The sequence below is a fragment of the Amycolatopsis magusensis genome (assembly GCF_017875555.1).
GTDB lineage: Bacteria > Actinomycetota > Actinomycetes > Mycobacteriales > Pseudonocardiaceae > Amycolatopsis > Amycolatopsis magusensis.
Genome location: NZ_JAGGMS010000001.1, coordinates 2,946,968 through 2,972,818 on the forward strand (window position 1 = coordinate 2,946,968; position 25,851 = coordinate 2,972,818).

A 25,851-nucleotide genomic window follows, 5' to 3' on the forward strand; every position below is an offset into this window, starting at 1 on the left:
GAGGACCTTGTCATGACCCAGGTGAATCGGCGGCTCGTGCTGCTCGGCGGACTGGCCGCGGCGGGCGGGCTGGTCACCGCCGCGTCGGTGCCCTCGTGGGCGAACACCCGGACGCGGATCGCCGCCCCGGCCATCCACGACCCGTTCCAGCTCGGCGTGGCCTCGGGCGATCCGCTCCCCGACAGCGTGGTGCTCTGGACGAGACTCGCGCCGGCCCCGCTGAGCCAGGACGGTTTCGGCGGGATGCCGGACGCGGCGTACAACGTGGACTGGGAAATCGCCACCGACCAGGCGTTCGGCTCGGTGGTGCAGAAGGGCACGGTGGCCACCAGCCGGGCGGCCGGGCACAGCGTGCACGTCGAACCGAAGGGGCTCGACCCGGCACGCGGCTACTTCTACCGCTTCAAGACCGGGGGCTTCCTCTCACCGGTCGGCCGGACCCGGACCGCGCCCGCCGCCGGTGCCGCGGTCAACCAGCTGAAGTACTGCCTGGCGTCGTGCCAGCACTGGGAGGAAGGCTGGTACCACGCGCACCGCGGCATCGCCGCCGACAACCCGGACCTGGTGCTGTTCCTCGGCGACTACATGTACGAGAAGCCGTCGACGAACGCCGACGTGCCGCGGGTGCGCGCGATGGCGCTGGCCGCCGAGACCACCTCGCTCGGGCACTACCGGGCGCGGCACGCCCAGCACAAGACCGACCAGTACCTGCAGGCCGCGCACGCGGCAGCGCCGTGGATGGTGGTCTTCGACGACCACGAGGTGATGAACAACTGGAACTCCAGCACCGCGCCCGCCACCGCGGCCCGCAAGGCCGCCGCGTTCCAGGCGTTCTACGAGAACATGCCGATCCGGTCGACCGCGAAACCGAGCGGGTCGTCGATCCAGCTGTACCGCCAGTTCGGGTGGGGCAAGCTGGCGCGCTTCCACCTGATGGACACGCGGCAGCACCGCAGTGTGCAGGCGACCAGCGCGCAGGGCTGCACCACGATGCGCGACCCGAAGCGCACGCTCACCGGGACCGCGCAGGAGCAGTGGCTGCTCAAGGCCTTCGAGACGCACCCGGCGACGTGGGACTTCCTGGGGCAGCAGGTGTTCTTCGCGCAGCGTGACGGCGACGGCAAGAAGGACACCTGCGAATCACCCGACTCGTGGAACGGCTACGAGGGTTCGCGCGACCGGATCACCCAGGGCTGGGTGGATCGCGGGGTGCCCAACCCGATCGTGCTGACCGGCGACGTGCACCGGCACTGGGCGGCGGACCTGCGGCAGGACTACTACGACCACAGCGACCCGATCGTCGGCTCCGAGCTGGTGACCACCTCGGTGACCAGCAACAGCGTCGGCTCCGCGCCGCCGAGTTCGACGTGGCTCTCGCACAACCCGCACATCAAGTACTGCCTCGGCGAGCGGGGTTACGTGCGGGTGACCACCACGCCCGCGCAGACCCGTGCCGACTTCATGCGGGTGTCCAGCGCGCTCGAACTGGAAGCTGCCAAGGTGCAGATCACCGCGGACCGCAGTTACGTGGTGCAGGCCGGGAGCCGGGGACTGCAGCGGGTCTAATGTTCCACCCAGTTGTGTGACTGGGCGAGCTGCACGATCTTCCGGCGCAGCAGCACGATCTGGGAGCCCGTGAGGGTGGGCGCGGATTCCAGCATGGCTTCGGTGAGTTCCTGGCGGAACTCGTTCTGCGAAAGCAGATCCGCCAGCCCGTCCTCGACCACGCGCGTGGTGCGGGCGGGCTGGTGGGCCGCGGCCGTGGCGGCGTCGCGATCGGCGAGGTGGACGTTGGAGGCCTTGAGCCCGCGGCCCCCGTCCTCCACGTCGAAGGTCACCGTCATTCCCGGCTGGAACAGATGTTTTTCGTCGCGCAGATCATTGGCGTGCATGAATACGTCTTCGCCGCCCTCGTCCGGCGCGATGAAGCCGTATCCCCGCACTTCGTCGAACCGCAGGATCTTCCCTGAAGTCACCCAGACCACCTCAACCCCATGCACCGGTATGCCCTGTTCCCGTCCCGAGAACGCCGGGGAGCATACCGCCGCCCGCGTGCCGCGGCATCCCCGAGACCCGGTCGGGTAATGGGCCGAAGAATCATGCAACATGCAATCCGAAACATTCTGCTTCGGCGTGCCGAGTTCTTATTTATTCGGAAGTTTTCACCGTGCACTGAGGATCGCGGCCCCGCCCGCGGACGGGGCCGCTGGCTCACTCGCCTTTGATCACGTCGACGAGCCGCTTCGCGGCCACCATCGCGCCGTCGGTGCGGATCGTCTCGCTCACGGCCTCGGCCCGCGCCTGGACTTCGGCGTCCAGGACCGTGGTGAACGCGTCGGTCAGGGACTCGGTGGTCGGGGTGCGGCCGTCGTGCGCCACACCGATCCCCAGCTCGGCCACCCGGGCGGCCAGCAACGGCTGGTCCGCGATCTGGGGCACCACCACCTGTGGGGCGCCCGCCCGCGAGGCCGTCGTCGTGGTGCCCGCGCCGCCGTGGTGCACGACCGCGGCCACCCGGCGGAACAGCGCCTGCTGGTTGACCTCACCGACGACGAAGCAGTCGTCGGCCTCGTCGACCGCGGCCAGTCCGGCCCAGCCGCTGGCGAGGACGAGCCGCCTGCCGAGCGCGCGGGCCGACTCGATGGCCACGCGGGCGGCGTCCTTCGGGGCGTGCGCGGCCATGCTGCCGAAGCCCACGTACACCGGCGGCGCACCGGCGCCGAGGAAAGCTTCGAGGTCCTCGGGCAGCGGACGGTCGTCGGGCAGGATCCACGCGCCGGTCTGCACGAGGTCGAAATCGGTCAAGCCGTCCGACGGGCACAGCACCGGGTCCGCCGCCAGCCACGGCCGCTCGGTGAAGACGTAGTCGCGGACGTTGTCCACCGGCGGCAGGCCGAGCGCTTCACGGTGACGGGCGACCGCCTCGCCGTACAACGCGTTCACCCGCTGGGCGTCCTGCTCCCACTGCGCCCGGTTGCCGGTCGGTTCCGCACCGTCCGCCGTGCCCGGCCGCACCCCCGGCGCGAAGTGCCGCGACGGCAGCCCGTAGGTGTGGAAGCACGAGTACACGTACGGAATGCCGTGGTGCTCGGCCACATCGCGCGCACCGGCCGGCATCAACCCGGTCGCCAGCAGCACGTCACTTGCCCCGACCGCCGCGCCCAGCGTCTCGAACCGCGCCGCGACCAGCGCGGGCGCGAGCCGGAACGCGTCTTCCCCCGTCGGCGGCTTCGGATTGGCGACCACCGACCGCACCGTGGGCCCGAGCGGCACGTGCGGCACCCCGGCCCGGCCCAGCAACCGCACGAAATCCTCATCCGGCGGCGCGGAAACCCGCGCCTCCACGCCGAGCTCGCGCAACGCCACCGCGAGCCCCACCAACGGTTCGACGTCCCCGCGCGATCCCCACGTCGTCATCAAGACACGCACTCTGGTTCTCCATTTCCCCTGGTACCGGCCTCAGGCCGAGCATTGTGGGGGACGACCCCGGCCTTGCCGCAAGCCCCGGTGTCAGCTATAGGTTGAAAGGGGCAGGGAACGACACGCCCCGCGACTTCAGTCCATTCAGGACACCCCAAGCAGCAAAACGGCCCGGCCCACGAATCCGTGAACCGGGCCACCCGCGAACCACTGTTCAGCGGCAAAGTCCCGCAGCAGACGGCCCCCACCCTCCCTGGGGGCGGCCCCTGCAACCATCCTACCCCGCCCCCACCGCCGAAAAGGCTGGTCGACAGGGGGCCTGGGGATAACCCCGGACCTGTGTACAACTCGCGATCAAGGGGTCCCGGTCAGGTACCCGCCCATCGTCCGGAAGTAGTCCATGGCGGCGAGTTCCCGGTCGTCTTCCGTGCGCACCCGCTCGATCAGCAGCCCGTGGTTCCGCCCGGTCCGCGCGTCGGCGCCGGCGACGATCACCACGCCGTCGCCCTCCGGGATGAAGATGCGCCCCGGCGTGCCCCCGTACCGCCCCGCCGAGACCGAGGCTTTCACGATCCGCAGCCTCGAACCCCGGTGGTAGGTGAACGCGTTCGGGTACGGGTCCGACTGCGCGCGGATCAACCGTTCGATGTCCGCGGCAGGCCAGGTCCAGTCGATCCGGCTGTCCTCGATGGACCGTTTGTGGAAGAAGCTGGCCTTCGACCGGTCCTGCTTGACCGGCTCCACGGTCCCGCTCGCGATCAGCTCCAGCGCGTCGGTGACGATCGGCCCGATCAGGTCCACCGTGCGGTGGAACAGGTCGGTCGTGGTGTCCTTCGGCCCCACCGGGATCGCCCGCTGCAGCACGATCTCCCCGGCGTCGAGGTCCGCGTCCATCATGTGCGCGGTCACGCCGACCTCCGGTTCCCCGTTGATCAGCGCCCAGATCAGCGGCGAGAACCCGGCGTACGCGGGCAGGAGCGAGTCGTGGACGTTCAGCGTGCCGTGGCGCGGCAGGTCGTAGATCTCCGGCGGCAGCCAGGTGCGCCAGTTGTTCGCCACGATCAGGTCCGGCGCGGCCTCGGTCAGCCGGCGCACGACCTCGTCGTCCGGCCGGTTGCGCAGCATGGTCGGGATGCCGTTCGCCTCGGCGAGGTCGGCCACCGAGTCCGACCAGATCTTCTCGTAGGCGTGCTCGCTCTTCGGGTGCGTAACCACCAGCACCACCTCGTGCCCGCCGCTGAGCAGGGCTTCGAGGGTGCGATGCCCCCAGGTCTGGTACCCGAACATCGCGACACGCATGAGGCTCCTCAAAGTCGGCGGCGGCGCAAACCGGGGCAGTTAAGCAAGCCTCGCCTAAGACTCGCAAGCTTGTCGAGCGGAGAGGTACATCACCCACGAACGTACTAGTAGAGCCTCGCCTAAGTTAGGTTAGGGTCCCCTAGGTAAGCGCTGTATTACGTCGAGGTCGCGGCCACCAGCCGCCGGAATGGGACGGGTATGCCAGAGACCGGAACTACGCACGCCGAACCGCAGATCCCGGTCTACGACCTCGTTGGGGTCGGCTTCGGCCCCTCGAACCTCGCACTCGCGATCGCCCTCACCGAGCACAACGCGGGCCCCGGCGAGCCGGTGACGGCGCAGTTCCTGGAGCGCCAGCCCCGCTTCGGCTGGCACCGCGGCATGCTCATCGAGGACGCGACCATGCAGGTCTCCTTCCTCAAGGACCTGGCCACGATGCGCAACCCGACCACCGAGTTCAGCTTCCTGAACTACCTGCACGCCAAGGGCAGGCTGGTCGATTTCATCAACCACAAGAACCTCTTCCCGCTGCGCCTCGAGTTCCACGACTACTTCGAGTGGTGCGCGGCGAAGGTCGACGACCTGGTGGCCTACGACAACGACGTGATCGCCATCGAACCGGTGACCGACGGTGACGCGGTCGACTACTTCGACGTGCGCGTGGGCTCGCGGTCCGGCGAAGAGTCCGTGTTCCGCGCCCGCAACCTCGCCATCGGCACCGGCCTGCGCCCCAACCTGCCCGAAGGCGTGGTGCCGAGCGAGCGGATCTGGCACAACCACGAACTGCTCTACCGGGTCGAGAAGCTCGAGGCCGCCGACCCCTCGCGCTTCGTGGTCGTCGGTGCCGGGCAGAGCGCTGCCGAGGTGACCGCCTTCCTGCACGAACGCTTCCCGCGCGCAGAGGTGTGCTCGGTGTTCGCGCGCTACGGCTACAGCCCGGCCGACGACAGCTCCTTCGCGAACCGCATCTTCGACCCCGAGGCGGTCGACCACTTCTACGACTCGCCGGAGGCGTTCAAGCAGCGGCTCGTCGGCTACCACGCCAACACCAACTACTCCGCGGTCGACCTCGACCTGATCGACGAGCTGTACCGCCGGGTGTACCGGGAAAAGGTGCTCGGCGTCGAGCGGCTGCGCATGTTCAACGTGTCCCGCCCGGTCGAGGTGATCGAGACCCCGGAGGGCGTGCGCGCCACGATCGTCACGCTGACCACCGGCGAGCAGTCCGTGCTCGACGCCGACGTGGTGGTCTACTCCACCGGGTACCAGCCCGCCGACCCGTCGCCGCTGCTCGGTGACCTGGCCGCGCACTGCCACCGCGACGAAGACGGCAGGCTCCTGATCGAGCGCGACTACCGGCTGCGCACCGGCGACGAGGTCCGCGGCGGCATCTACCTGCAGGGCGGCACCGAGCACTCGCACGGCATCACCTCCTCCCTGCTGTCCAACACCGCCATCCGCGTCGGGGAGATCCTCGACTCGCTGCTGGCCCGCCGGGCCGCCGCGCCCGAGCCGGAGTACGCGGGCACCGGGGCCGGCTCTCGGTGACCGGGCAGTACACCGAGCCGGGCCGGTTCGACGCGGAACAGGCCCGGCTCATCGCCGAGTTCGGCCGTGACGACCGCGAAGTGCCCGAGCTGACCTGGCCGGTCGCCTTCGAGGCGCAGGCCCGCCGCACCCCGGACGCGATCGCGCTGGTGTGCGAGGACGAACGCCTCACCTACCGCGAGCTGAACGCGGCGGCCAACCGGCTGGCCCGGTTGCTGCACCACCGCGGAGTCCGCGCGGAGGACGTGGTCGGTGTCGCGTTGCCGCGCACACCGCTGCTGGTGATCGCGCTGCTCGGGGTGATGAAGGCGGGTGCGGCCTACCTCCCGCTCGACCTCGACCACCCCGAAGACCGCCTCGCCTACATGCTCACCGACTCCGGTGCCGGGCAAGTGCTGTCCACAAAGGATCTCGCGGGTGAGCTGCCTGCCGGTGTCGAGCCGATTCTGCTCGACGACCGCGTTCTGAAGGCGTTCGACGACGCTGATGTGGACAGTCCACAAGAGCTGGGTCGCGCTGCCTACGTCATCTACACCTCCGGTTCCACCGGACGGCCCAAGGGCGTGGTGCTGTCCCACGACGGCATCGGCAGCCTGATCGCCACGGCCACCGATCGCCTCGGCATCGGGCCGGAGAGCCGCGTGGTGCAGTTCGCGTCGGTCGGCTTCGACGTGGCCGTGTGGGACCTGGTGATGTCGCTGTGCGTGGGCGGCCGGGCGATCCTGGTGCCGTCACACCGCCGCGTCGCCGGTCCGGAGTTGACCGGCTACATCCTGGAAAACCAGGCCACGCACATGATCCTGCCGCCGTCGCTGGTGGCCGCGCTGCCGCCGGAGTGCGAGCTGCCCGAGGGCGCGGTGCTCGTCGTCGGCACCGAAACCGTGCCGCCGGAACTGATCGCGCGCTGGTCGCGGCGGTTGCGCGTGGTCGCCGCGTATGGCCTCACCGAAGCCACGGTGAACTCCACGCTGTGGCTCGCCGAACCGGAGTGGACCGGCCCGGTGCCGATCGGCAAACCGGACCCCAACACCCGCTGCTACATCCTGGACGACGACCTGCGCCCGGTGCCGATCGGTGCCGAGGGCGAGCTTTACGTCGGGGGTCGCGGTCTCGCGCGGGGGTATGCGGGCCGTTCGGGGCTGACGGCCGAACGTTTCGTGGCCGACCCCTTCGGCGACCCTGGCGACCGCATGTACCGCACGGGCGACCGCGCCCGCTGGCGCCCGGACGGCAACATCGACTTCCTGGGCCGCGCCGACCACCAGGTCAAGATCCGTGGCCACCGCGTCGAACCCGGCGAAATCGAGTCGGTGCTCGCCAGGCACGAATCCGTGGCTCGGGTGGCCGTCGTACCTCGTGAAGTCAAGCCGGGTGACCGGCGGCTCGTCGCTTACGTGGTGCCGGAAACGGCCAAGCAGAACCCGGAAACCGAACTGGCGCAGGTGAGCCAGTGGAAGGGGCTGCACGAGCTGCTGTACTCCGTCGCCGACGACGAGGGGTTCAGCGGCTGGAACAGCACCTACGACGGCGAAGCCCTGCCGCTGGAGGACATGCGCTCCTGGCGAACGGCCACAGTGGACCGCATCCGTGAACTGCGGCCGCGACGGGTGCTGGAGATCGGCGTCGGCAGTGGGTTGATCCTGTCGGAGGTCGCGCCCTCGTGTGAGGCGTACTGGGGCCTGGATCTGTCCGAAGAGGTCATCGAGGTGCTCGGGCAACGGCTCAGTCCGGACCTCGCCGACAAGGTGGAACTGCGGGCGCAACCCGCGCACGACTTCTCCGGCCTGCCCGCGGAGTTCTTCGACACCGTGGTGATCAACTCGGTGGCGCAGTACTTTCCGAGCGTCGGTTACTTCGCCGACGTGGTGCGTCAGGCCGCCGGTCTGCTGGCGCCGGGTGGTTCGCTTTTCCTTGGTGACATCCGGAACCTGCGCACTCTGCGTGCCTTGTGTGCGGCTGTCGAGGTGGAGCGCCACGGGGAGAACGCCTCCGCGGTCGCGGTCGACGCCGCGGTCGCCTGGGAAGGCGAGTTGCTCCTCGATCCCGACTTCTTCCCCGCACTGGCAGCCGAACTCGGTGGCAGCGCCGACGTACGCCTGAAGCGGGCGGACTACGACAACGAGCTGAGCCGTCACCGCTACGACGTGGTACTGCATCTGGATCCGGTAGACAATGTACTGTCCACACAGGACTTGAATTGGCCGGGATTCGATGCTCTACGCGAGCGCCTGACCACGGAGAAGCCGGAAATCCTGCGTCTGACCGGCATTCCCAATGCGCGGCTCGCGCCGGACCTGGCTGCCTTGCGAGCCGTCGACGGCGGCGACGAGCCACCTGCCAGTGCCGATCCCGAGGCGGTCGCCCAACTGGCCGCCGAACTCGGCTACGAGACCGCGCTGACCTGGTCCGGCGACGCACTGAACGGCGAGTTCGACGCCGTCTTGACCGCGCCCGGCGTCTCCGCAGGCACGGTGTATCGGCCCGCTACCAGCGAATTCCGTGACCCGGCCGCCTACGCCAACACTCCCGCGGCCTTCCGCGACGCGGGTCTGCTGATGAAGGCGTTGCGCGCCTACACCGAAGACCGCCTGCCCGCGTACCTGGTGCCGTCCGCCTTCGTGCCGCTGGAAAGCCTGCCGATCATGACCAACGGCAAGCTCGACCGCGCCGCGCTCCCGATGCCGGACTTCGGCGCACTGAGCACCGGCCGCGCGCCGCGGACCCCGCGCGAGCACCTGCTGTGCGAGCTGTACGCCGACGTGCTCGGCCTGGAAACCGTGGGCATCGAGGACGACTTCTTCATGCTCGGCGGCGACAGCATCACCTCGATCCGGCTGGTGCTCGGGGCCGCCCGGCTCGGCTTGGAACTCACCCCTCGGCAGGTGTTCAGCCACCGCACGGTGGAGAAGCTCGCGGGTGTCGCGGTCGCGAAAACCGGGGAAGCCGTTCCGGAACCGGAGATCGCGACGATCGAGTTGAGCCAGGACGAACTGGCAGGCTTCGGCGACGTCGAGGAAGTCCTGCCGGTGACCCCGTTGCAGGAAGGCTTCTTCTTCCACGCACGGTTCGATCCGGACGCCGGAGACGTCTACACCATTCAGGAGATCTTCGACCTCGAAGGTCCGATGGACGCCGCCGCCCTGCGTCAAGCCGTCCAGGGCCTGCTCGATCGCCACGGTTCGCTGCGTTCCGGCTTCCGGCAGCGCGAAGACGGCCAGGTCGTGCAGGTCGTCACCGCGCATGCCGAACTCCCGTGGCGCGAGGTGGCTTCCGAGGCCGAGTTGGCCGAGGACCGGACGACGCCGTTCCACCTCGAACGCCCGCCGCTGGTCCGAGCCACGCTCGTCCGTGGTGAACGGCTGGCCATCACGTTCCACCACATCGTCGCGGACGGCTGGTCCGTGGTCGTGCTGGTGCGGGAACTGCTCGCGCGCTACGGACCCGCCGCCGAACTGCCGCCGACCAGCTCCCGCCGCGCCTACCTGGCGTCGCTGGCCGCCCGTGACCACGACGCGGCTCGCGCCGCCTGGCGTAGCGCACTGTCCGGAGTGGACGAGCCGACGCTGTTGGTCCAGTCCGCGCGGGAGGGTGCGCGCAGGCAGCCTGAGAAAGTCCACTTGCACCTGAGCGAGCGGACGACGAGCCGGTTGGTGAGTCGCACCCGCGAGCGCGGCCTGACCGTGGGCACCGTGCTGCACGGCGCCTGGGGCCTGCTGCTCGGGCACCTCACCGGCCGCGACGACCTGGTGTTCGGCAACACGGTCTCCGGTCGTGGTGCCGAGGTCGAGGGCATCGAATCGGCGGTGGGCCTGTTCATCAACACCGTGCCGCTGCGCTTCCGGTTCACGCCGGGCGACACGCTCGCCGAGACGTTGTCCCGGCTGCAGCGGGAACAGGCTGCGCTCCTCGATCACCAGCACCTCGGCTTGGCCGAACTGCAGCGCATGACCGGCGCGCAGGGGGAGCTGTTCGACACGCTCGTGGTGGTCGAGAACTACCCGCAGGCCGGCGAGGTCGGCGGCACGCTGCGTGTCACCGGTGTCGAAATCGTCGATGCCGTGCACTACCCGGTCGCACTCATCGTCACACCGGGGCAGCGGCTCGAATTCAGCCTGAAGTACGACGCCGCCCGTCTCGCTCCGGCGCAGGCCGAGGCGCTCGCCGCGCGGTTCGTCCGGTTGCTGGAAGCCATTGCCGCGGACCCGGATCAGCCCGTCGCGCGGGTTTCCTTGCTGTCCGCGGCCGAGCGCGAGCGGATCGAAAGCCGTCACGCGACTACGCAGGACGTGCCGGAGAAAACGCTGGTGCAAGCGTTTGCGCAACAGGTTGCGCGCACACCCGGCGCGACCGCGGTGATCGCCGGTGACACCGCACTGTCCTATGCGGAACTGGACCTTCGCGCGGAGTCGCTGGCGAACCGCCTGCGCGCCCGTGGCGCCGGTCCCGAGGAGATCGTCGCGGTGGCCGTGCCGCGCTCGGCCGAGCTGATGATCGCGTTGCTGGGCGTGCTCAAGTCCGGTGCCGCGTACCTGCCGGTCGACCCGGACTACCCAGCCGACCGGATCTCGTTCATGCTCGCCGATTCCGGCGCCCGCCTGATCGTGGGCGACCCGCTGGGCGACATCGAGTCGGTCCCGGTCGACGGCTCAGCAGAATCAGCGGTCGACGGTGTGCCCGCCGGGCCGGACAACCCGGCCTACCTGATCTACACCTCCGGCTCCACGGGACGGCCGAAGGGCGTGGTGGTCACCCATCGCGCGATCGTCAACCGGCTCGCGTGGATGCAGGACGAATACGGCCTGACCAGCGAAGACCGTGTGCTTCAGAAGACCCCGTCGAGCTTCGACGTGTCGGTGTGGGAGTTCTTCTGGCCGCTGTGCGAGGGCGCCGCCGTGGTGTTCGCCCGCCCGGACGGCCACCGCGACCCGGCCTACCTCGCGGACCTGGTCCGCGAGCGCGGGGTCACCACGATGCACTTCGTGCCGTCGATGCTGGCCGCCTTCCTCGCCGCCGACGAAGTGACCGCCGATCCGAGCTGGGCGGCGAGCCTGCGCCGCGTCTTCACCAGCGGGGAAGCGCTGCCCGGCGCCGCCGCGTTCCGCTGGGACGCGCTGACCGGCATCCCCCTGCACAACCTCTACGGGCCGACCGAAGCCGCCGTGGACGTGACCTACCAGCGCTTCGACGGCGCGCTGGACACGACCGTCCCCATTGGCCGTCCAGTGTGGAACACCCGGCTCTACGTGCTCGACCCGGCTTTGCGCCCGGTGCCCGATGGCGTGCCGGGGGAGCTGTATCTGGCCGGGGTCCAGCTGGCGCGGGGATACCACGCGCGTCCGGAGTTGACGGCGGATCGGTTCGTCGCCGATCCATTCGGGACGCCGGGTTCGCGAATGTACCGCACCGGCGACCTGGTGTCCCGGCGAGCGGATGGCGTGCTCGACTACCTGGGCCGCACCGACCGCCAGGTGAAGATCCGGGGCAACCGGATCGAACTGGGCGAGGTCGAGGCGGCGCTCGCGGCACAGCCGGGCGTCACCAGGGCGGCGGTGGTCGCCAAGGACGGCAGGCTGGTCGCGTACGTGGTCGGCTCGTGCGAGCCGGACGAACTCGCGGAAGTCCTGCCCGCGCCGATGATCCCGAGCGCGTTCGTGCAGCTCGACGAGCTGCCGTTGACACCCAGCGGCAAGCTGGACACCGCGGCGCTGCCCGCTCCTGAGCAGCCTCGCAGCGTGGGCAAACGGGCACCGGAGACCGCGCGGGAACGCCTGCTCGTCGAGATATTCGCCGAGGTCCTCGGGTTGGCCACGGTCAGCGCCGACGACGACTTCTTCCTGCTCGGCGGCGACAGCATCTCGTCGATCAGCGTGTCCAGCCGGGCACGCGCGGCCGGACTGGTGCTCAGCCCGAGCGACGTCTTCGCCCGGCGCACCCCGGCCGCCCTGGCCGAGCACGCGACGGTGGCCGACGGGTCCACTGTGGACTACGGCGTCGAGCTGATCGAGCTGAGCGACGCGGAGCAGGCGCAGATCCGGCGCACCAGCCCGGGTCCGGTCACCGAGGTCTGGCCGTTGTCGCCCCTGCAGGAAGGGCTGTTCTTCCACTCGGCCTACGACGACTCCGGGATCGACGTCTACACCGTCCAGGAGGCGATCGACTTCGACCGCCGACTCGACCTCGACCGCCTGCGTGCCGCGTGCACGACGCTGCTGGCCCGGCATCCGAGCGTTCGCGCCGGGTTCACCAGCCAAGGACTTCCGCGGCCGGTCCAGTTCGTCCTCGCCGAAGCCGAGCCGCCGGTGTCCGAAGTGGACCTGACCGGGCTGACCGAGGCCGAGGAAGCCGAGCGGCTGGCCGCGTTGATGGCCGAAGACCGAGCTCTGCGCTTCGACCTCAGCGCGCCGCCGTTGTTCCGCGTGCTGCTGGTCCGGCTGGGCAACGGCCGTGATCGCGTGGTGCTGCACCGCCACCTCCTGCTGTGGGACGGCTGGTCCGCGTGGTTGTTCATCGAGCAACTGCTGGCGCTCTACTCCGCCGATGCCGCCCTGCCTGCCGCGGGGTCCTATCGCGACTACCTGGTGTGGCTGGAAAACCAGGACATCGAGGTCGCCACCGCGGCCTGGCGCCGAGCGCTGGCGGGTCTCGAAGAGCCGACGCTGATCGGCCCGGCGGAGCGGCCGGGCGATCCGGTCACCCCGACGAACCTGGACGCGGTGTTCACCGCGGAGGAGACCGATCGGCTGCGTGAGCAGGCGCGCCTGCACGGCGTGACGATGAACAGCGTGCTGAACGCCGCCTGGGCGCTGGTGCTCTCCGGGGTGCTGGGGCGGTACGACGTGGTGTTCGGCGCGGCCGTCGCGGGACGGCCCACCGGCGTGCCGGACATCGAGTCCATCGTCGGTCTCTTCCTGAACACCGTGCCGGTGCGCGTGACGCTGGATCCACGCGAGCGGGTGGCCGACCTGCTGCGGCGGCTGCAGGACGAGCGGATGGCGCTCAACCCGTACGAGTTCATGAGCCTCGGCGTGGTGCAGTCGGAATCCGGGCACAGGCAGCTCTTCGACACGCTCTTCGTCCTGCGCAACGCCGATGGCGAGGACCGGTTCGCCGAACTGCGTGACCGGCACGGCGTCACCGCGCTGGCCAACTTCGACGCCACCCACTACCCGCTGACGCTGGTGCTCACGCCCGGCGAGCGGATGGGTGTGACACTGTCCTATCGGGACGATGTACTCGAAGCGGGAACCGCGGCTGCGTTGCTGGAGCGGTACACCGGGCTGGTCCGGGAGATGATCGGCGACCTGTCCGCGCGCGTGGGCACGCTCGGTGCGCCCACGCCGGAGCAACGGCGGGAACTCGAAGCGACCTGGTCCGGCCGTCAGCACGAATTGCCGCGAGACACCGTGGCGGACTTCCTGGAGTCGCAGGCCGCACGCACCCCCGACGCGACAGCCCTGGTGTTCGGCGACGAGGTGCTGTCGTACGCCGAACTCGACACCAGGATCAACCGGATGGCGCGGCTGCTGCTCGCGCACGGGGCCGGGCCGGAGCGCGTGGTGGCGCTCGGGTTGCCGCGGTCGATCGACATGGTGGTGGCGTTGTTCGCGGTGCTGCGCACCGGCGCCGCCTACCTGCCGCTGGAGCTGGACTACCCGGCCGACCGGCTCGCGTTGATGCTGGACGACGCCGAGCCGTGGTGCGTGGTCACCACCTCCGGTGTCCGGGCCGCGCAGCTGTCCACCGGCCAGGCCCGTGACTGGCTGCTGCTGGACGAACTGGATCTGGATGTCCACGTGGGACACTCCCTGTCCGATGTGGAGCGGCCAGGGTTCGAACGGGACCGGGCCGACCGCATGGAGCACCCGGCGTACGTCATCTACACCTCCGGCTCGACCGGCAGGCCGAAGGGCGTGGTCACGCCGTACCGCGGGCTGACCAACATGCAGCTGAACCACCAGGAAGCCATCTTCGGCCCAGCGGTGGCCGGCGCGGGCGGGCGGCGGCTGCGGATCGCGCACACCGTCTCCTTCGGCTTCGACATGTCGTGGGAAGAGCTGCTGTGGCTCGTCGAAGGTCACGAAGTGCACATCTGCGACGAGGAACTGCGCCGGGACGCCGAAGCGCTCGTGTCCTATTGCGACACCCATCGCATCGACGTCGTCAACGTCACGCCCACCTACGCGCACCTGCTGTTCGAGCAGGGATTGCTGGAGCGCGGTGAGGGTCGGCACCGGCCGGTGCTGGTGCTGCTCGGCGGTGAAGCCGTGTCCGACCAGGTGTGGTCGCGACTGCTCGAAACCGAGGACACCTACGGTTACAACCTCTACGGCCCCACCGAATACACGATCAACACCCTCGGCGGCGGTACCACCGACAGCCGCACGCCGACGGTCGGCAGGCCGATCTGGAACACCGACGCGTACATCCTCGACGCCTGGCTGCGACCGGTGCCCGACGGTGTGGCGGGGGAGCTCTACATCAGCGGCGCCGGGTTGGCCCGCGGTTACCTGCGACGGCCCGCGCTGACCGCGGGCCGGTTCGTCGCCGACCCGTTCGGGGACGTCGGGGGCGGGCGCATGTACCGCACCGGCGACCTGGTCCGCCGGCGGCCGGACGGCATCATCGACTTCCTGGGCCGCACCGACGACCAGGTGAAGGTGCGGGGTTACCGCGTCGAGCTCGGGGAGATCGAGTCCGTGCTCGGCGGGTTCGACGAGGTGGCGCGCGCGGCTGTGATCGCGCGTCCCGACCCGTCGGCGCCGGGGCTCAAACGACTGGTCGGATACGTCGTCCCGGCGCGGCCGACCGGCGAGGCGCGTGCCGAAGCCGAGGCGGCGCAGATCGGCGAGTGGCAGCAGGTCTACTCCGACGAGTACACCGAGATCCCGGTCGCGGTGTTCGAAGAGGACTTCGCCGGCTGGGACTCCAGCTACGACGGCCTGCCGATCCCGCTCGAGCACATGCGGGAGTGGCGGCAGGCCACAGTGGACCGGATCACCGAGCTGCGACCGCGGCGCGTGTTGGAGATCGGGGTCGGCACCGGCCTGCTGCTGGGCAAGCTCGCGCCGCTGGCCGAGGAGTACTGGGGTACCGACTTCGCGGCACCGGTGATCGAGAAGCTGCGCGCCGAACTGGCCGCTGAACCTGACCTCGCGGCCAAGGTGAACCTGCGCTGCCGTCCGGCGCACGAGCTGGACGGCCTGCCCGCCGGGCGCTTCGACACCATCGTGATCAACTCGGTGATCCAGTACTTCCCGAGCGCCGAATACCTCACCCGTGTGCTCACGGGCGCGCTCGACCTGCTCGCGCCCGGTGGCGCGTTGTTCGTCGGTGACGTGCGGAACCTGCGCCTGATCACGCACTTCCACACCGCGATCCGCGGTGGCGAGGACGCGGCGGCGGTCGAACGCAGCGTCGCCATGGAGAAGGAACTGCTGCTCGACCCGGACTACTTCGCCGCACTCGCGGCCGAGGTCCCGGGCGTGCGAGCCGAGATCCGGACCAAACGCGCCCGGCACCACAACGAGCTGAGCCGGTACCGGTACGACGTGGTGCTGAGGCGCGAGCCGGTCTCGACAGTCGACCTGTCGGACGTTCCCCGCGAGCCGTGGCCGGGTGTCGAGCAACTTGAGGCGCGGCTGCGGGAGCACACCGGCCCGATGCGTGTCGGCTCGATCCCGGACGCACGCCTTTCCCCTGATGCGGTCGAGCAGGAGGACGTGCACGAGTTGGGGGCCTCGCTCGGCTACCACGTGCACACCACCTGGTCGGACGGCGGTTTCGAGGCGGTGTTCACCTTGGAGGGTGGGCCCACGGCCGGGCTGTACCGGCCCGGCGGCGCCGCCGAGCACGCCAACGACCCGTCCGCCGCGCGCGGCACCGGGGCGCTCGTCGCCAAGTTGCGTGCCGACCTCAAGCAGAGCCTGCCGGACTACATGGTGCCGTCGGCGCTGGTCGTCCTGGACGAACTGCCGCTGACGGACAACGGCAAGCTCGACGTCAAAGCCCTCCCGGAGGCGGACCCGGCCGTGCGGCTCACCGAGTCGCGGGCGCCGCGGACCCCGGCCGAGGAGGTGCTGTGCACGCTCTTCGCGGAGGTCCTCGGCCTGCCGGAGGTCGGTGTCGAGCACAACTTCTTCGACCTCGGCGGGCATTCGCTGCTCGCCACCCGGCTGATCAGCCGGGCCCGCACCGACCTCGGCGCGGAGCTGGCGATCCGCGACCTGTTCGAGGCGCCGACGCCCGCCGACCTGGCACTGCGCACCGGCTCCACTTCGGACCGTCCGGCGATCTCGCCGGTCGAACGTCCTTCGCTGGTCCCGCTCTCGTCGGCGCAACAGCGGCTCTGGCTGCTGGACCGGATGGGCGGCGGTGCGGGGTACCACTTCCCGCTGGTGGTCCGGCTGACCGGCGCGCTCGACGTGGCCGCGCTCCGGGCCGCGCTCGGTGACGTCCTGCGGCGGCACGAGGTCCTGCGCACGGTGTTCCCCGAACGGGACGGCGAGCCGCACCAGCTGGTGCTGGACGCTCCCGAGCCGGAGTTCGTGGTGCGGGACGTGCCCGAAGTGCCGGACCTCGACGAACTCGTCCGCCGCCCCTTCGACCTGGGCAGGCAGGTGCCGATCCGGGTCGACGTGCTGCGCCTCGGCCCTGATGACCACGTGCTCGCGATCCTGCTGCACCACATCGCCACCGACGAGTGGTCGGACCGGCCGTTCCTCGCCGACCTCGCGACCGCCTACCGCGCGCGGCTCGACGGCGCGGCCCCGGACTGGTCGCCGCTGCCGGTGCAGTACGCCGACTACACCCTCTGGCAGCGCGCGCTCCTGAGTGGACCTTCCGGTGAGCGGCAGGAACGGTTCTGGGCAGAGACCCTTCGCGAGTTGCCCGACGAACTCCTGCTGCCGGTCGACCGCCCGCGACCCGCCCGGCCCACGGGCCGCGGTGGCCGGGTCCGGGTCGAGGTGCCGGATCGGATCGCCCGTCCGCTGCGGGAGCTGGCCGCCGAGTCCGGCGCGAGCATGTTCATGGTGGCGCACGCCGCGGTCGCCACCTTGCTGCACCGGCTGGGCGCGGGCGCCGACATCCCGCTCGGTGCCCCGGTCGCCGGTCGTGCCGACGCCGCACTCGAGGACCTGGTCGGCTTCTTCGTGAACACGCTGGTCCTGCGGGCCGACCTCAGCGGCGACCCGGCTTTCGGCGAGGTGCTGGCCCGGGTGCGGGAGGCGTCGTTCGCCGCCTTCGAGCACCAGGACCTGCCGTTCGAGCGCGTGGTCGAGGTGGTGAACCCGGAGCGCGTGACCGGGCGAAACCCGCTGTTCCAGGTGATGGTGGCCTACCACCACCGCCCCGGCGGTGAGCCCGACGTGCTGGGCCTGCCCACGGAATGGCTCGACACCGACCTCGGCGTCTCGCAGTTCGACCTCGGCTTCGTGGTGATCGACCGGCCAGAAGCCGGCGAGCTGAGCGTGCAGCTGAACTACTCGGCGGAGCTGTTCGACGCGCGCACCGCCGAGTCGCTGGCGGACCGCCTGGTGCGGGTGCTCGACCAGGTCGGTCACGAGCCACGCCGTCCGGTCGGCACCCTCGAAGTGCTGACCGACGCCGAGCGCGACCAGGTCCTGCACTCGTTCAACGACACCGCCCGTGCCGTGCCGCCCGAGACGCTGACCGAGCTGTTCGTCCGGCGAGTGCAGCTCGCGCCCGACGCGGTGGCCGTCGTGGATCGCGCGCGTTCGGTGACCTACCGCCAGCTCGACGAGCAGGCGGACCGCGTCGCCGCGCTGCTCGCCGCACACGGCACCGGACCGGAGAGCGTGGTCGGCATCGCGGTGCCGAAGTCGATCGAAATGGTGGCCACCGTGCTGGCCGTCCTCAAGCTCGGCGCCGCGTACCTGCCGCTGGACCTCGCGCACCCGGGCGACCGCATCGCGTACCTGCTCACCGACTCGGGCGCGCGACTCGTGGTCGCCACCCGAGCCGACGACCTGCCCTCGGTCGCCGGCGTCACCCGCCTGGACCTCGACGCGGTCGACCTACCGGACGCGCCTCCCCTCGGCGCCGGTCCGGCGAGGCTGGACTCCGCCTGCTACGTCATCTACACCTCGGGGTCCACCGGCAGGCCCAAGGGCGTGGTCGTACCGCACGAGGGCATCGCGAGCCTGGCGGCGACCGCCGTCGAGCGGATGCACGCGTCGGCGGACAGCCGCGTGCTGCAGTTCGCGTCGGTCGGCTTCGACGTCGCCGCGTTCGAGCTGACCATGGCGCTGTGCGTGGGAGGGCGACTGGTCATTGCGCCCGACGAGGTGCGCGTCGCGGGTCCCGAGCTCACCGACTTCCTGCGGGAACGCCGGATCACGCACATGATCCTGCCCCCCTCGCTGGTCTCGGCCCTGCCGCCGGACTGCGACCTGCCCGACGGCTCGACCATCCTGGTCGGCACCGAGGTCGTGCCGCCGGACGTGATCGAGCGCTGGGCCCACCGGCTCAACCTGCTCGTCGCCTACGGCCTCACCGAGGCCACGGTCAACTCGACGCTGTGGCGGGCCGAGCACGGCCACCGCGGTGCCGTGCCGATCGGCGTGCCCGACCCGAACACCACCGCGTACGTGCTCGACCCGGCGCTGCGCCCGGTCCCGCCGGGCGTGGTCGGCGAGCTGTACATCGCCGGCCGCGGTCTCGCCCGCGGCTACCTCGGCCGCCCGGGCCTGTCGGCGGAACGGTTCGTCGCCTGCCCGTTCGGCGCGCCGGGCTCGCGGATGTACCGCACCGGCGACCGCGCGCGCTGGCGAGCGGACGGCAACCTCGACTTCCTCGGCCGCGTCGACGACCAGGTCAAGATCCGCGGCTTCCGCATCGAACCCGGCGAGGTCGCCGCCGCACTGACCCGGCACCCGTCGATCGCCCAGGCCGCGGTGACCGTCGACCAGACCGGCGACGTCGCCCGGCTGGTCGGCTACCTGGTACCGACCACCCCCGGCCGGGTCGACCAACGCGACCTGCGAACCCACCTGGCCGAGCTGCTGCCCGAGTACATGATCCCGGCGCTGCTCATCGAACTCGACGGTCCGCTCCCGCTCACCCCGAACGGCAAACTGGACCGCCGCGCCCTGCCCGCCCCCGACTTCGCCGCGCTGACCGGCGACGACCAGCCCGCCACCCCGGCCCAGGAGGCGGTCGCCACCCTGGTCGCCGAGGTGCTCGGCCTGCCACGCGTCGGCCTGCACGACAACTTCTTCACGCTGGGCGGCCACTCGATGGCGTCCATGCGCCTGATCGCCCGCATCCGCGCCGACCTCGGCGCCCAGCTCCGCATCCGCGACGTCTTCGACGCCCCCACCGTGGCCGGCCTCGCCGACCTCCTCACGGCAGCGACCGCGCCCACGCCCACCCGCGCCGGCCTTCGTGCGGAACCGCGTCCCGAGCGCGTGCCACTGGCCCCGGCCCAACGGCACCGCTGGGCCGAGTACCGCGCCGCCGGCCCGCGACCCGGCTACGACATCGCCATGGCCATGCGCTCACCCGCCTTCGACGAAGCCGCCCTCGACGCGGCCCTGCACGACGTCTTCACCCGGCACGAACCCCTGTCCACCGTCTTCGAGGAGGCCGGCGACGAAGTCTGGCAGCGACTCCGCGACCCGGGCCGCATCCTCGAAACCGCGCACGGCGACCTCGAAGCCCTCGTGCTCGAAGGTGGCGACCTCACCACCGACCCGCCCGCGCGCTTCCGCCTCGTCCCACTCGACTCCGGCGAGCAAGCTCTCCTCTTCACCGCGTACTACGTCGGCGTCGACGAATGGTCGGTCGTGCCGCTCCTGCGCGACCTCGACACCGCCTACGCCGCCCGCCTCGCCGGACGCGCACCGGAGTTCGCGCCCCTGCCCGTCGGCTACGCGGACTACGGCCGCTGGGCCCGCGAGCACGACGGCCGGCACCTCGGCTACTGGTGCCAGGTGCTGCGCGGCCTGCCCACCGACCTGGCGCTGCCAGTGGACCGCCCGCGTCCCGCGGACCCGACCCGCCGGGGCGACTTCGTCGAGTTCACCATCGAGCCTGACCTCCACGATGACCTCGACGCACTCGCCCAGCAGACCGGCACAAGCCTGTTCATGGTGCTTCAAGCTGCCCTGGCCACCCTGCTCACCAGGCTCGGTGCGGGCACCGATCTCCCCATCGGTGCCCTGGTCGCCGGTCGTGAGGACGACCGGCTGACCGATCTCGTCGGTTGCTTCTTCAACACCGTAGTACTCCGCACCGACACAAACGGCGAACCGACGTTCGTCGAGCTGCTCGCCCGGGTCCGCGAGACCGACCTGAGCGCCTTCGAACACCAGGACGCCGCCTTCGCCGACGTGCTGGCCGAGGTGCCGGGCTGGCGCGGTCCGCAGGTCGTCCTCGTGCACCATGAGTCCGTCGCCGCGCTGGAGTTGAGCGGGCAGGACGCCCGCTACGAGTCGGTCCGCCTCGGCACCACGCACGCCGAGCTGACCCTCAGCTTCTTCGAAGCCCCCGGCGCGGTGCCCTGCTACCTGAGCTACGCCACCGACCTGTTCGACGCCGGCACCGCGACGCGGCTCGCCGGTGCACTGCTGGAAGTGCTGGCCGAGGTCGTGGCCGCCCCGGAAACCCCCGTTAAGGAGAACAGAGGATGAGCAACCCCTTCGACAACCCCGACGGCACGTTCTCGGTGCTGGTCAACGAGGAGCAACAGCACAGCCTGTGGCCGGAGTTCGCCGAGGTGCCGGCCGGCTGGACGGTCGCCTTCGGCCCCGCCGCCCGCCAGGAATGCCTGGACTACGTCGAAACCAACTGGACCGACCTGCGCCCAGCCTCCCTGCGCTGACGCTTCGCCGACACAAAAGAGCGGGGCACCACGAGGTGCCCCGCTCTTTCGCTACCTGGTTCTTGTGTCAGGAAGTGACGGGCTTGACCTCGGTCGCCGGGTCGCCGTCCACCGCGGCGGTCAGCTGCGGCACCAGCCGCTCGACCACCCACGGCACCGACAGCGGCGACACGAACGAGATGCCCGCGCCGTACGGGCTGGCCTCGTCGATCAGCACCTCGCGCTTCTCCTGCGCCACCCGCATGCCCGAGTACAGCGTGTCCTTGCTCAACGTCGCCTGGCCCTCGGCCACCCCGGCCACGATCCACGACATCACGTCCACGTTGAGCAGATCGGTGCGCTCCGGGCTGATGTTCGCGCCGAACTTGTCGCCGATGACCTGGTCCAGGTTCGGCGGCAGGACGAAGCCGAGCGAGGACAGCACCCGCGAGCGCGGGTCCTCACTGCCGTAGATGAAGTAGCCCTGGTAGGTGGTCGCCATCAGCGCGCTCTTGCCCGCGAACTCCGGGTGCTCCTGCTTGACCTGGCTCAGCTTCGCCTCGACGTCGGAGATCACCTTCTCACCATCGGCCGCCCGGCCGACGGCCTTGGTGATCCGGCGGGTGCTCTCCTGCCACGGCACCCCGTAGTCCTTGAACTCCTTGGGCTGCGCCACGGTCGGCGCGATCTGCGCCAGCTTGTCGTAGTGCTCCTGGGTCAGCCCGGAGTAGAGGCCGAGGATGAGGTCGGGGCGCAGCGAGGCGATCTTCTCGTACTGCGGGTCGGCGGTGCCCTTCATCACCTCGGGCAGCGGCGCGCCGTTCAGCTTCGCCGACGCCCACGGCCCGATCGCGCCGGGGAACTCGCCGACGAACTCGCTGGTGGCCACCGGCACCACGCCGACGGCGAGCAGCGCGTCCTGGTCGGTGAGCCCGACCGTGACGATCCGCTTCGGCTCCGCCTTGATCTCCGTGGACCCGTACTTGTGGTCGATCGTCACCGGGAAGGCGGCGGCTTCGACCGGGGCGGCGCCCGGCACGGTCGGCGCCGGGGGCGCTTCCTCGCTACCGCAGCCGGCCAGCGTGGCGGCAGCCACCAGCGCCGTGGTCAGCATTCCGGCGAAGCGCCGGACGCGGCGGGTCGGGGAACGATCCATCATCAGGTCCTTAGGGGTCGAAGGGCGGGGCAACTCAGGTTTGCCTAACCAAATATGTACGTCAAGTCCCCAGTGGCCGCCCTCGCAGCACAGCTTGGTCACTGTCACTTGTTACTGTCGCTGACCGGACCACGCCGCCCACAGGCGCGCATACCGCCCACCTGCCGCGACCAGCTCCGCATGCGTCCCCGACTCGGCCACCCGGCCGTCGTCGAGCAGCACGATCCGGTCGGCGGCCGCCGCCTGGCTGAGCCGGTGCGCCACGACCAGTCCCGTGCGCCCCCGCAACGCCGCGGCCGCGGACGCCTCCAGCACGCGCGCGCCCGCACTGCCCGCCTCCGCCGTCGCCTCGTCGAGGATGACGATCGGGGGATCGGCCAGGATCAGCCGCGCGAGGGCCAGCTGTTGCGCCTGCGCGACGGTGAGCCGATGCCCGCCGTCGCCGACCACGGTGGCCAGCCCGTCGGGCAACGCGGTCGCCCAGTCCAGGGCACCGACGTCGTCCAGTGCCGAGTGCAGCTCGTCGTCGGTCGCCGACGGTTTCGCCAGGCGCAGATCGTCGGCCAGCGGTCCGGCGAACACGTGCACCTCCTGGCTGATCAACGCCACCGCACGTCGTGTCGCCGCCGGACCCAGCTCGGCCAGCGGCACCCCGCCCAGCGAGATCGACCCGCTCGAGGGTGGGTGGATACCGGCGATCAGCTTCGCCAGCGTGGTCTTGCCCGCCCCACTGGCACCCACGAGCGCGACCCGTTCCCCGGTGCCGATGTGCACGCTGACCTCGTGGAGCACGTCGTGGCCGGGGACGTAAGCGTGGCCCACCCCGGCCGTCTTCACCGAGGCGTCCACCGGAGCGGGGGAGCGCTCGGGCTCCGGAGTGGCCGGCAGGTCGGCGACCCCGATCAGGCGGGCGAGGCTCGCTGTGGCCGCCTGCGCGTCGTCGACCAGGGCCAGCGCGGTCATGATCGGCCCGAAGAGACCGTGGAAGTACAGCGCCGCGGCCGTCGCCGTCCCGATCGTCACGCCCCCGCCCCGCACCAGCAGGAACCCGGTGATCAGCACCGCCGCCAAGCCGATGAACTCGGCGTAGTTCAGGCGGGCGAAGAACGTGGTCACCAGCCGGATCCCGCGCAGGGACAGCGTGACCGCGGCATCGGACCGCTTGCGCACCCGCTCGACGTGGCTGTCGGCGAGCCGGAACGCGCGAACCGTCCGCGCGCCGCCGACCGTGTCGAGCAGTTGCTGCTGCTGCGCACCCGAGGCCACGCGCTGGTCGGCGTACAGCGGAATCGCCCGGCGCGTGTACCGGCGCACGGCGAACACCTGGATCGGCGCCGCGAGCACCGCCCCGAGCAGGAACCGCCAGTCGAGCAACGCCAGCGCGCCGAAAGTGAGCACGATGGTCAGCACCGACCGGGACAACTCCGGCAGCGCCTCACGCACCGCACGCGCGATCACCGACACGTCGCCGGTCACCCGTGAGGTGAGGTCACCGGACCCGGCGCGCTCCACTTCGGACAGCGGCAGGTTCAGCGCCCGAGCGACAAAACTCTCCCGCAACGCCGCGAGCATGGTCTCGCCGAGCCGCGCCACCATCGAGATGCCGAGCGCCATCGCGAACCCCTGCACCAGGGCGACCGCGCCCAGCGCGATCACCGGCACCGCCAGCGCGTCAGCGGATTCCTTGTTCGCGACCAGGTCCACGATCCGGCCGAGCAGCGGCGCGATCGCCAGCCCGACAGCCGTCGCCGCGAAGAGCATCGCGAAGGTGCCCAGTGCCCGCCCGCGCTGCTCCCGCAACAAACCGGCGACCACCGCCCAGGTCCGCTTGCCGGTCGCGATCGGCAGCAGGAGACGATCCGCGCTCACGAGAGCACCGCCGCACGGTAAGCGGGCAGGTCGCGGACCAGGTCGGCATGCCGCCCGACGGCGCTCACCACGCCGTCCTCGAGCAACGCCACCCGATCCGTCTCGGCCAGCAGCGCCGGACTGGTCGTGACCAGCACCGTGGTGCGCTGCCGCCGGACCTGCGCCAGCCCGGCCGCGATCCGCGCCTCGGTGACCGTGTCCACGGCCGTCGTCGGATCGTGCACGACGAGCACCGGCGCCTCCGCCGCGAGCGCGCGGGCCAGCGCGACCCGCTGCCGCTGCCCACCGGACAGCGAGTGCCCGCGTTCGGTGATCGCGGTGTACACACCGTCGGGCAGCGCGCTCGCGACCTCGTCCGCGGCAGCTGCGGCCAGCACCTCTTCGGAACCGACGTTGTCCAACAAGCTGCCCTCGAACAGGTCGGCGTCATGCGCGGCGACCAAAATCGCGGCCCTCACTTCATACGGATCCATCGACGACAACGGCACCCCGTCCAGGAACACGGTGCCCTCCGCGGGATCGGCGTCGCGTCCCAAGCAGTCGAGCAAACTCGTCGCCGCAGCCAGATCCCCGGTCACCACCCCCACCAGCTCACCAGGCGCAATCTCCAGGTCCACGCCTTTCAACGCCCCATGCCGCACCCCAGCCAGCCGAACTTCCCCCGCGACCTCCGCCGGCGCCTGCCCAGTCCCACCTTCAACGGCCTGCGGCGCAGCCAGCACCTCCGCCACCCGAGCCGCCGACGCCCGCCCCTGCGCCAACTCCGCATTGGCCCAGCCGAGCACGCTCAAGGGTCCGAGCAGGTACTGCGCGAGCCCGACCGCCGCGACCAGATCACCCACGCTGATCGTGCCGCTGATCGCCAGGTTGCCGCCGACCAGCGCGACCACGGCGATGAAGATGCCGGTCAGCGTGAGCACCGCGCCGCTGTGCCAAGCCTGCGCCCGCGCGGCCCGCAACGTCGCGCCCAGCGAATCCTGACTGGTGCGGCGATACCGATCGATCGCCGCCGGCTCCGCCCCGATGCCCTTGAGCACGCGCAGCCCGGCCACCAAGTCCGCGGCGATCCCCGACGCATGCGCAGCCCGCTCCTGCTCGACCCCGCTGCGCCGCTCGAGCGGTTTGCCGATCAGGTGCCCGAGCCACAACAACGGCGGAATCCCCAGCAGCACCAGCAACCCGAGCGGCACGCTGACCACCAGCAGGAACACCGCGCTGACCACGATGCCCGTGGCAGCCGCGATACCGAACGGCAGGATCCCGTACACCGACCCCACGCGCCGGGCATCCTCCGTGGCGATGTTCACCAGCGCGCCGGGCAGATGTCCGGCCTCCGCACCGCCGCGAGGATGCAGAATCCGCTCGCTCAGATCCAGCCGAATGCGATGCGCCGAATACTCGGCGGCATGCTCCGCCAAGCGCAGCGCATGCCGATAGGTGTTCGACAACGCGGCGAACAGCACCAGGAGCACGAGCAGCCAGGTCACCAGCTCACCCGTCGAACCCGGCCCGATAGCCCGATCGACCACCACGCCGATCAACACCGGCACCAACGCTTCACAACCCTGATGCGCCGCGGCGAGCACAGAAGCCGCAGTAATGCGCCCCTTGTGCCCGCCGATCGCGTGTCGGAGCACGTCCCGGCCGGTCAACAGCGCCTCCCTGCCTCACCTGCGGAATAGCTAGGTAAGGCTACCCTATAAGCTGCCGTCGTCATGCTCGTCAGAGGCTGGAGGCC

At 70.7% G+C, this 25,851-nt stretch carries 10 protein-coding genes; 4 read left to right on the forward strand and 6 right to left on the reverse strand.

Features of this window, described 5'->3' with window-relative positions; all coding sequences use genetic code 11:
* Positions 1-12 precede the first annotated feature (12 nt).
* Entirely contained in the window at positions 13-1,566 is a 1,554-nt protein-coding gene (locus JOM49_RS13520; protein ID WP_209664639.1) for an alkaline phosphatase D family protein, read from the forward strand.
* On the opposite strand, the gene JOM49_RS13525 is transcribed toward JOM49_RS13520, so the two are convergent.
* The 3 genes from JOM49_RS13525 to JOM49_RS13535 all read right to left on the reverse strand — a co-directional run bounded on the left by JOM49_RS13525 (position 1,563) and on the right by JOM49_RS13535 (position 4,719).
* Positions 1,563-1,985: a cold-shock protein gene (locus JOM49_RS13525; protein ID WP_308158734.1), complete on the reverse strand. Its 423-nt coding sequence runs from the start codon at positions 1,983-1,985 to the stop codon at positions 1,563-1,565. The two genes, JOM49_RS13520 and JOM49_RS13525, sit on opposite strands and share 4 nt — an antisense overlap.
* Before the next feature lie 226 nt (positions 1,986-2,211).
* The gene (locus JOM49_RS13530) at positions 2,212-3,417 is read right to left on the reverse strand and encodes a glycosyltransferase (RefSeq protein WP_209664640.1); all 1,206 of its coding nucleotides are present in this window, start codon (positions 3,415-3,417) and stop codon (positions 2,212-2,214) included.
* Between the two features lie 357 nt (positions 3,418-3,774).
* The gene (locus JOM49_RS13535) at positions 3,775-4,719 is read right to left on the reverse strand and encodes a methionyl-tRNA formyltransferase (RefSeq protein WP_209664641.1); all 945 of its coding nucleotides are present in this window, start codon (positions 4,717-4,719) and stop codon (positions 3,775-3,777) included.
* Positions 4,720-4,917: 198 nt separating this feature from the next.
* On the opposite strand from JOM49_RS13535, the gene JOM49_RS13540 reads away from it, so the two are divergent.
* From JOM49_RS13540 to JOM49_RS13560, 3 genes are read left to right on the forward strand one after another with little or no spacing between them, the layout of a single operon-like run.
* Positions 4,918-6,267 carry a lysine N(6)-hydroxylase/L-ornithine N(5)-oxygenase family protein gene (locus JOM49_RS13540; protein ID WP_209664642.1) on the forward strand — a complete coding sequence of 450 codons (1,350 nt, stop codon included), beginning with the start codon at positions 4,918-4,920 and terminating at the stop codon, positions 6,265-6,267.
* The gene (locus tag JOM49_RS13555; protein WP_308158735.1) at positions 6,264-20,918 is read left to right on the forward strand and encodes a non-ribosomal peptide synthetase; all 14,655 of its coding nucleotides are present in this window, start codon (positions 6,264-6,266) and stop codon (positions 20,916-20,918) included. Before JOM49_RS13540 ends, JOM49_RS13555 begins: the two co-directional genes overlap by 4 nt.
* The gene (locus tag JOM49_RS13560; protein ID WP_209664643.1) at positions 20,915-21,109 is read left to right on the forward strand and encodes an MbtH family protein; all 195 of its coding nucleotides are present in this window, start codon (positions 20,915-20,917) and stop codon (positions 21,107-21,109) included. The genes JOM49_RS13555 and JOM49_RS13560 overlap by 4 nt, the downstream gene beginning before the upstream one ends.
* A 67-nt stretch (positions 21,110-21,176) precedes the next feature.
* On the opposite strand, the gene JOM49_RS13565 is transcribed toward JOM49_RS13560, so the two are convergent.
* The 3 genes from JOM49_RS13565 to JOM49_RS13575 all read right to left on the reverse strand — a co-directional run bounded on the left by JOM49_RS13565 (position 21,177) and on the right by JOM49_RS13575 (position 25,765).
* Positions 21,177-22,244: an iron-siderophore ABC transporter substrate-binding protein gene (locus JOM49_RS13565; protein ID WP_245369323.1), complete on the reverse strand. Its 1,068-nt coding sequence runs from the start codon at positions 22,242-22,244 to the stop codon at positions 21,177-21,179.
* A 111-nt stretch (positions 22,245-22,355) separates the two neighbouring features.
* On the reverse strand, positions 22,356-24,113 hold the full coding sequence (locus JOM49_RS13570) for an ABC transporter ATP-binding protein (protein ID WP_209664645.1): 1,758 nt from the start codon (positions 24,111-24,113) through the stop codon (positions 22,356-22,358).
* Positions 24,110-25,765, reverse strand: coding sequence for an ABC transporter ATP-binding protein (locus tag JOM49_RS13575; protein WP_245369324.1), 1,656 nt, complete (start codon positions 25,763-25,765; stop codon positions 24,110-24,112). Before JOM49_RS13575 ends, JOM49_RS13570 begins: the two co-directional genes overlap by 4 nt.
* Between the last annotated feature and the right edge of the window lie 86 nt (positions 25,766-25,851).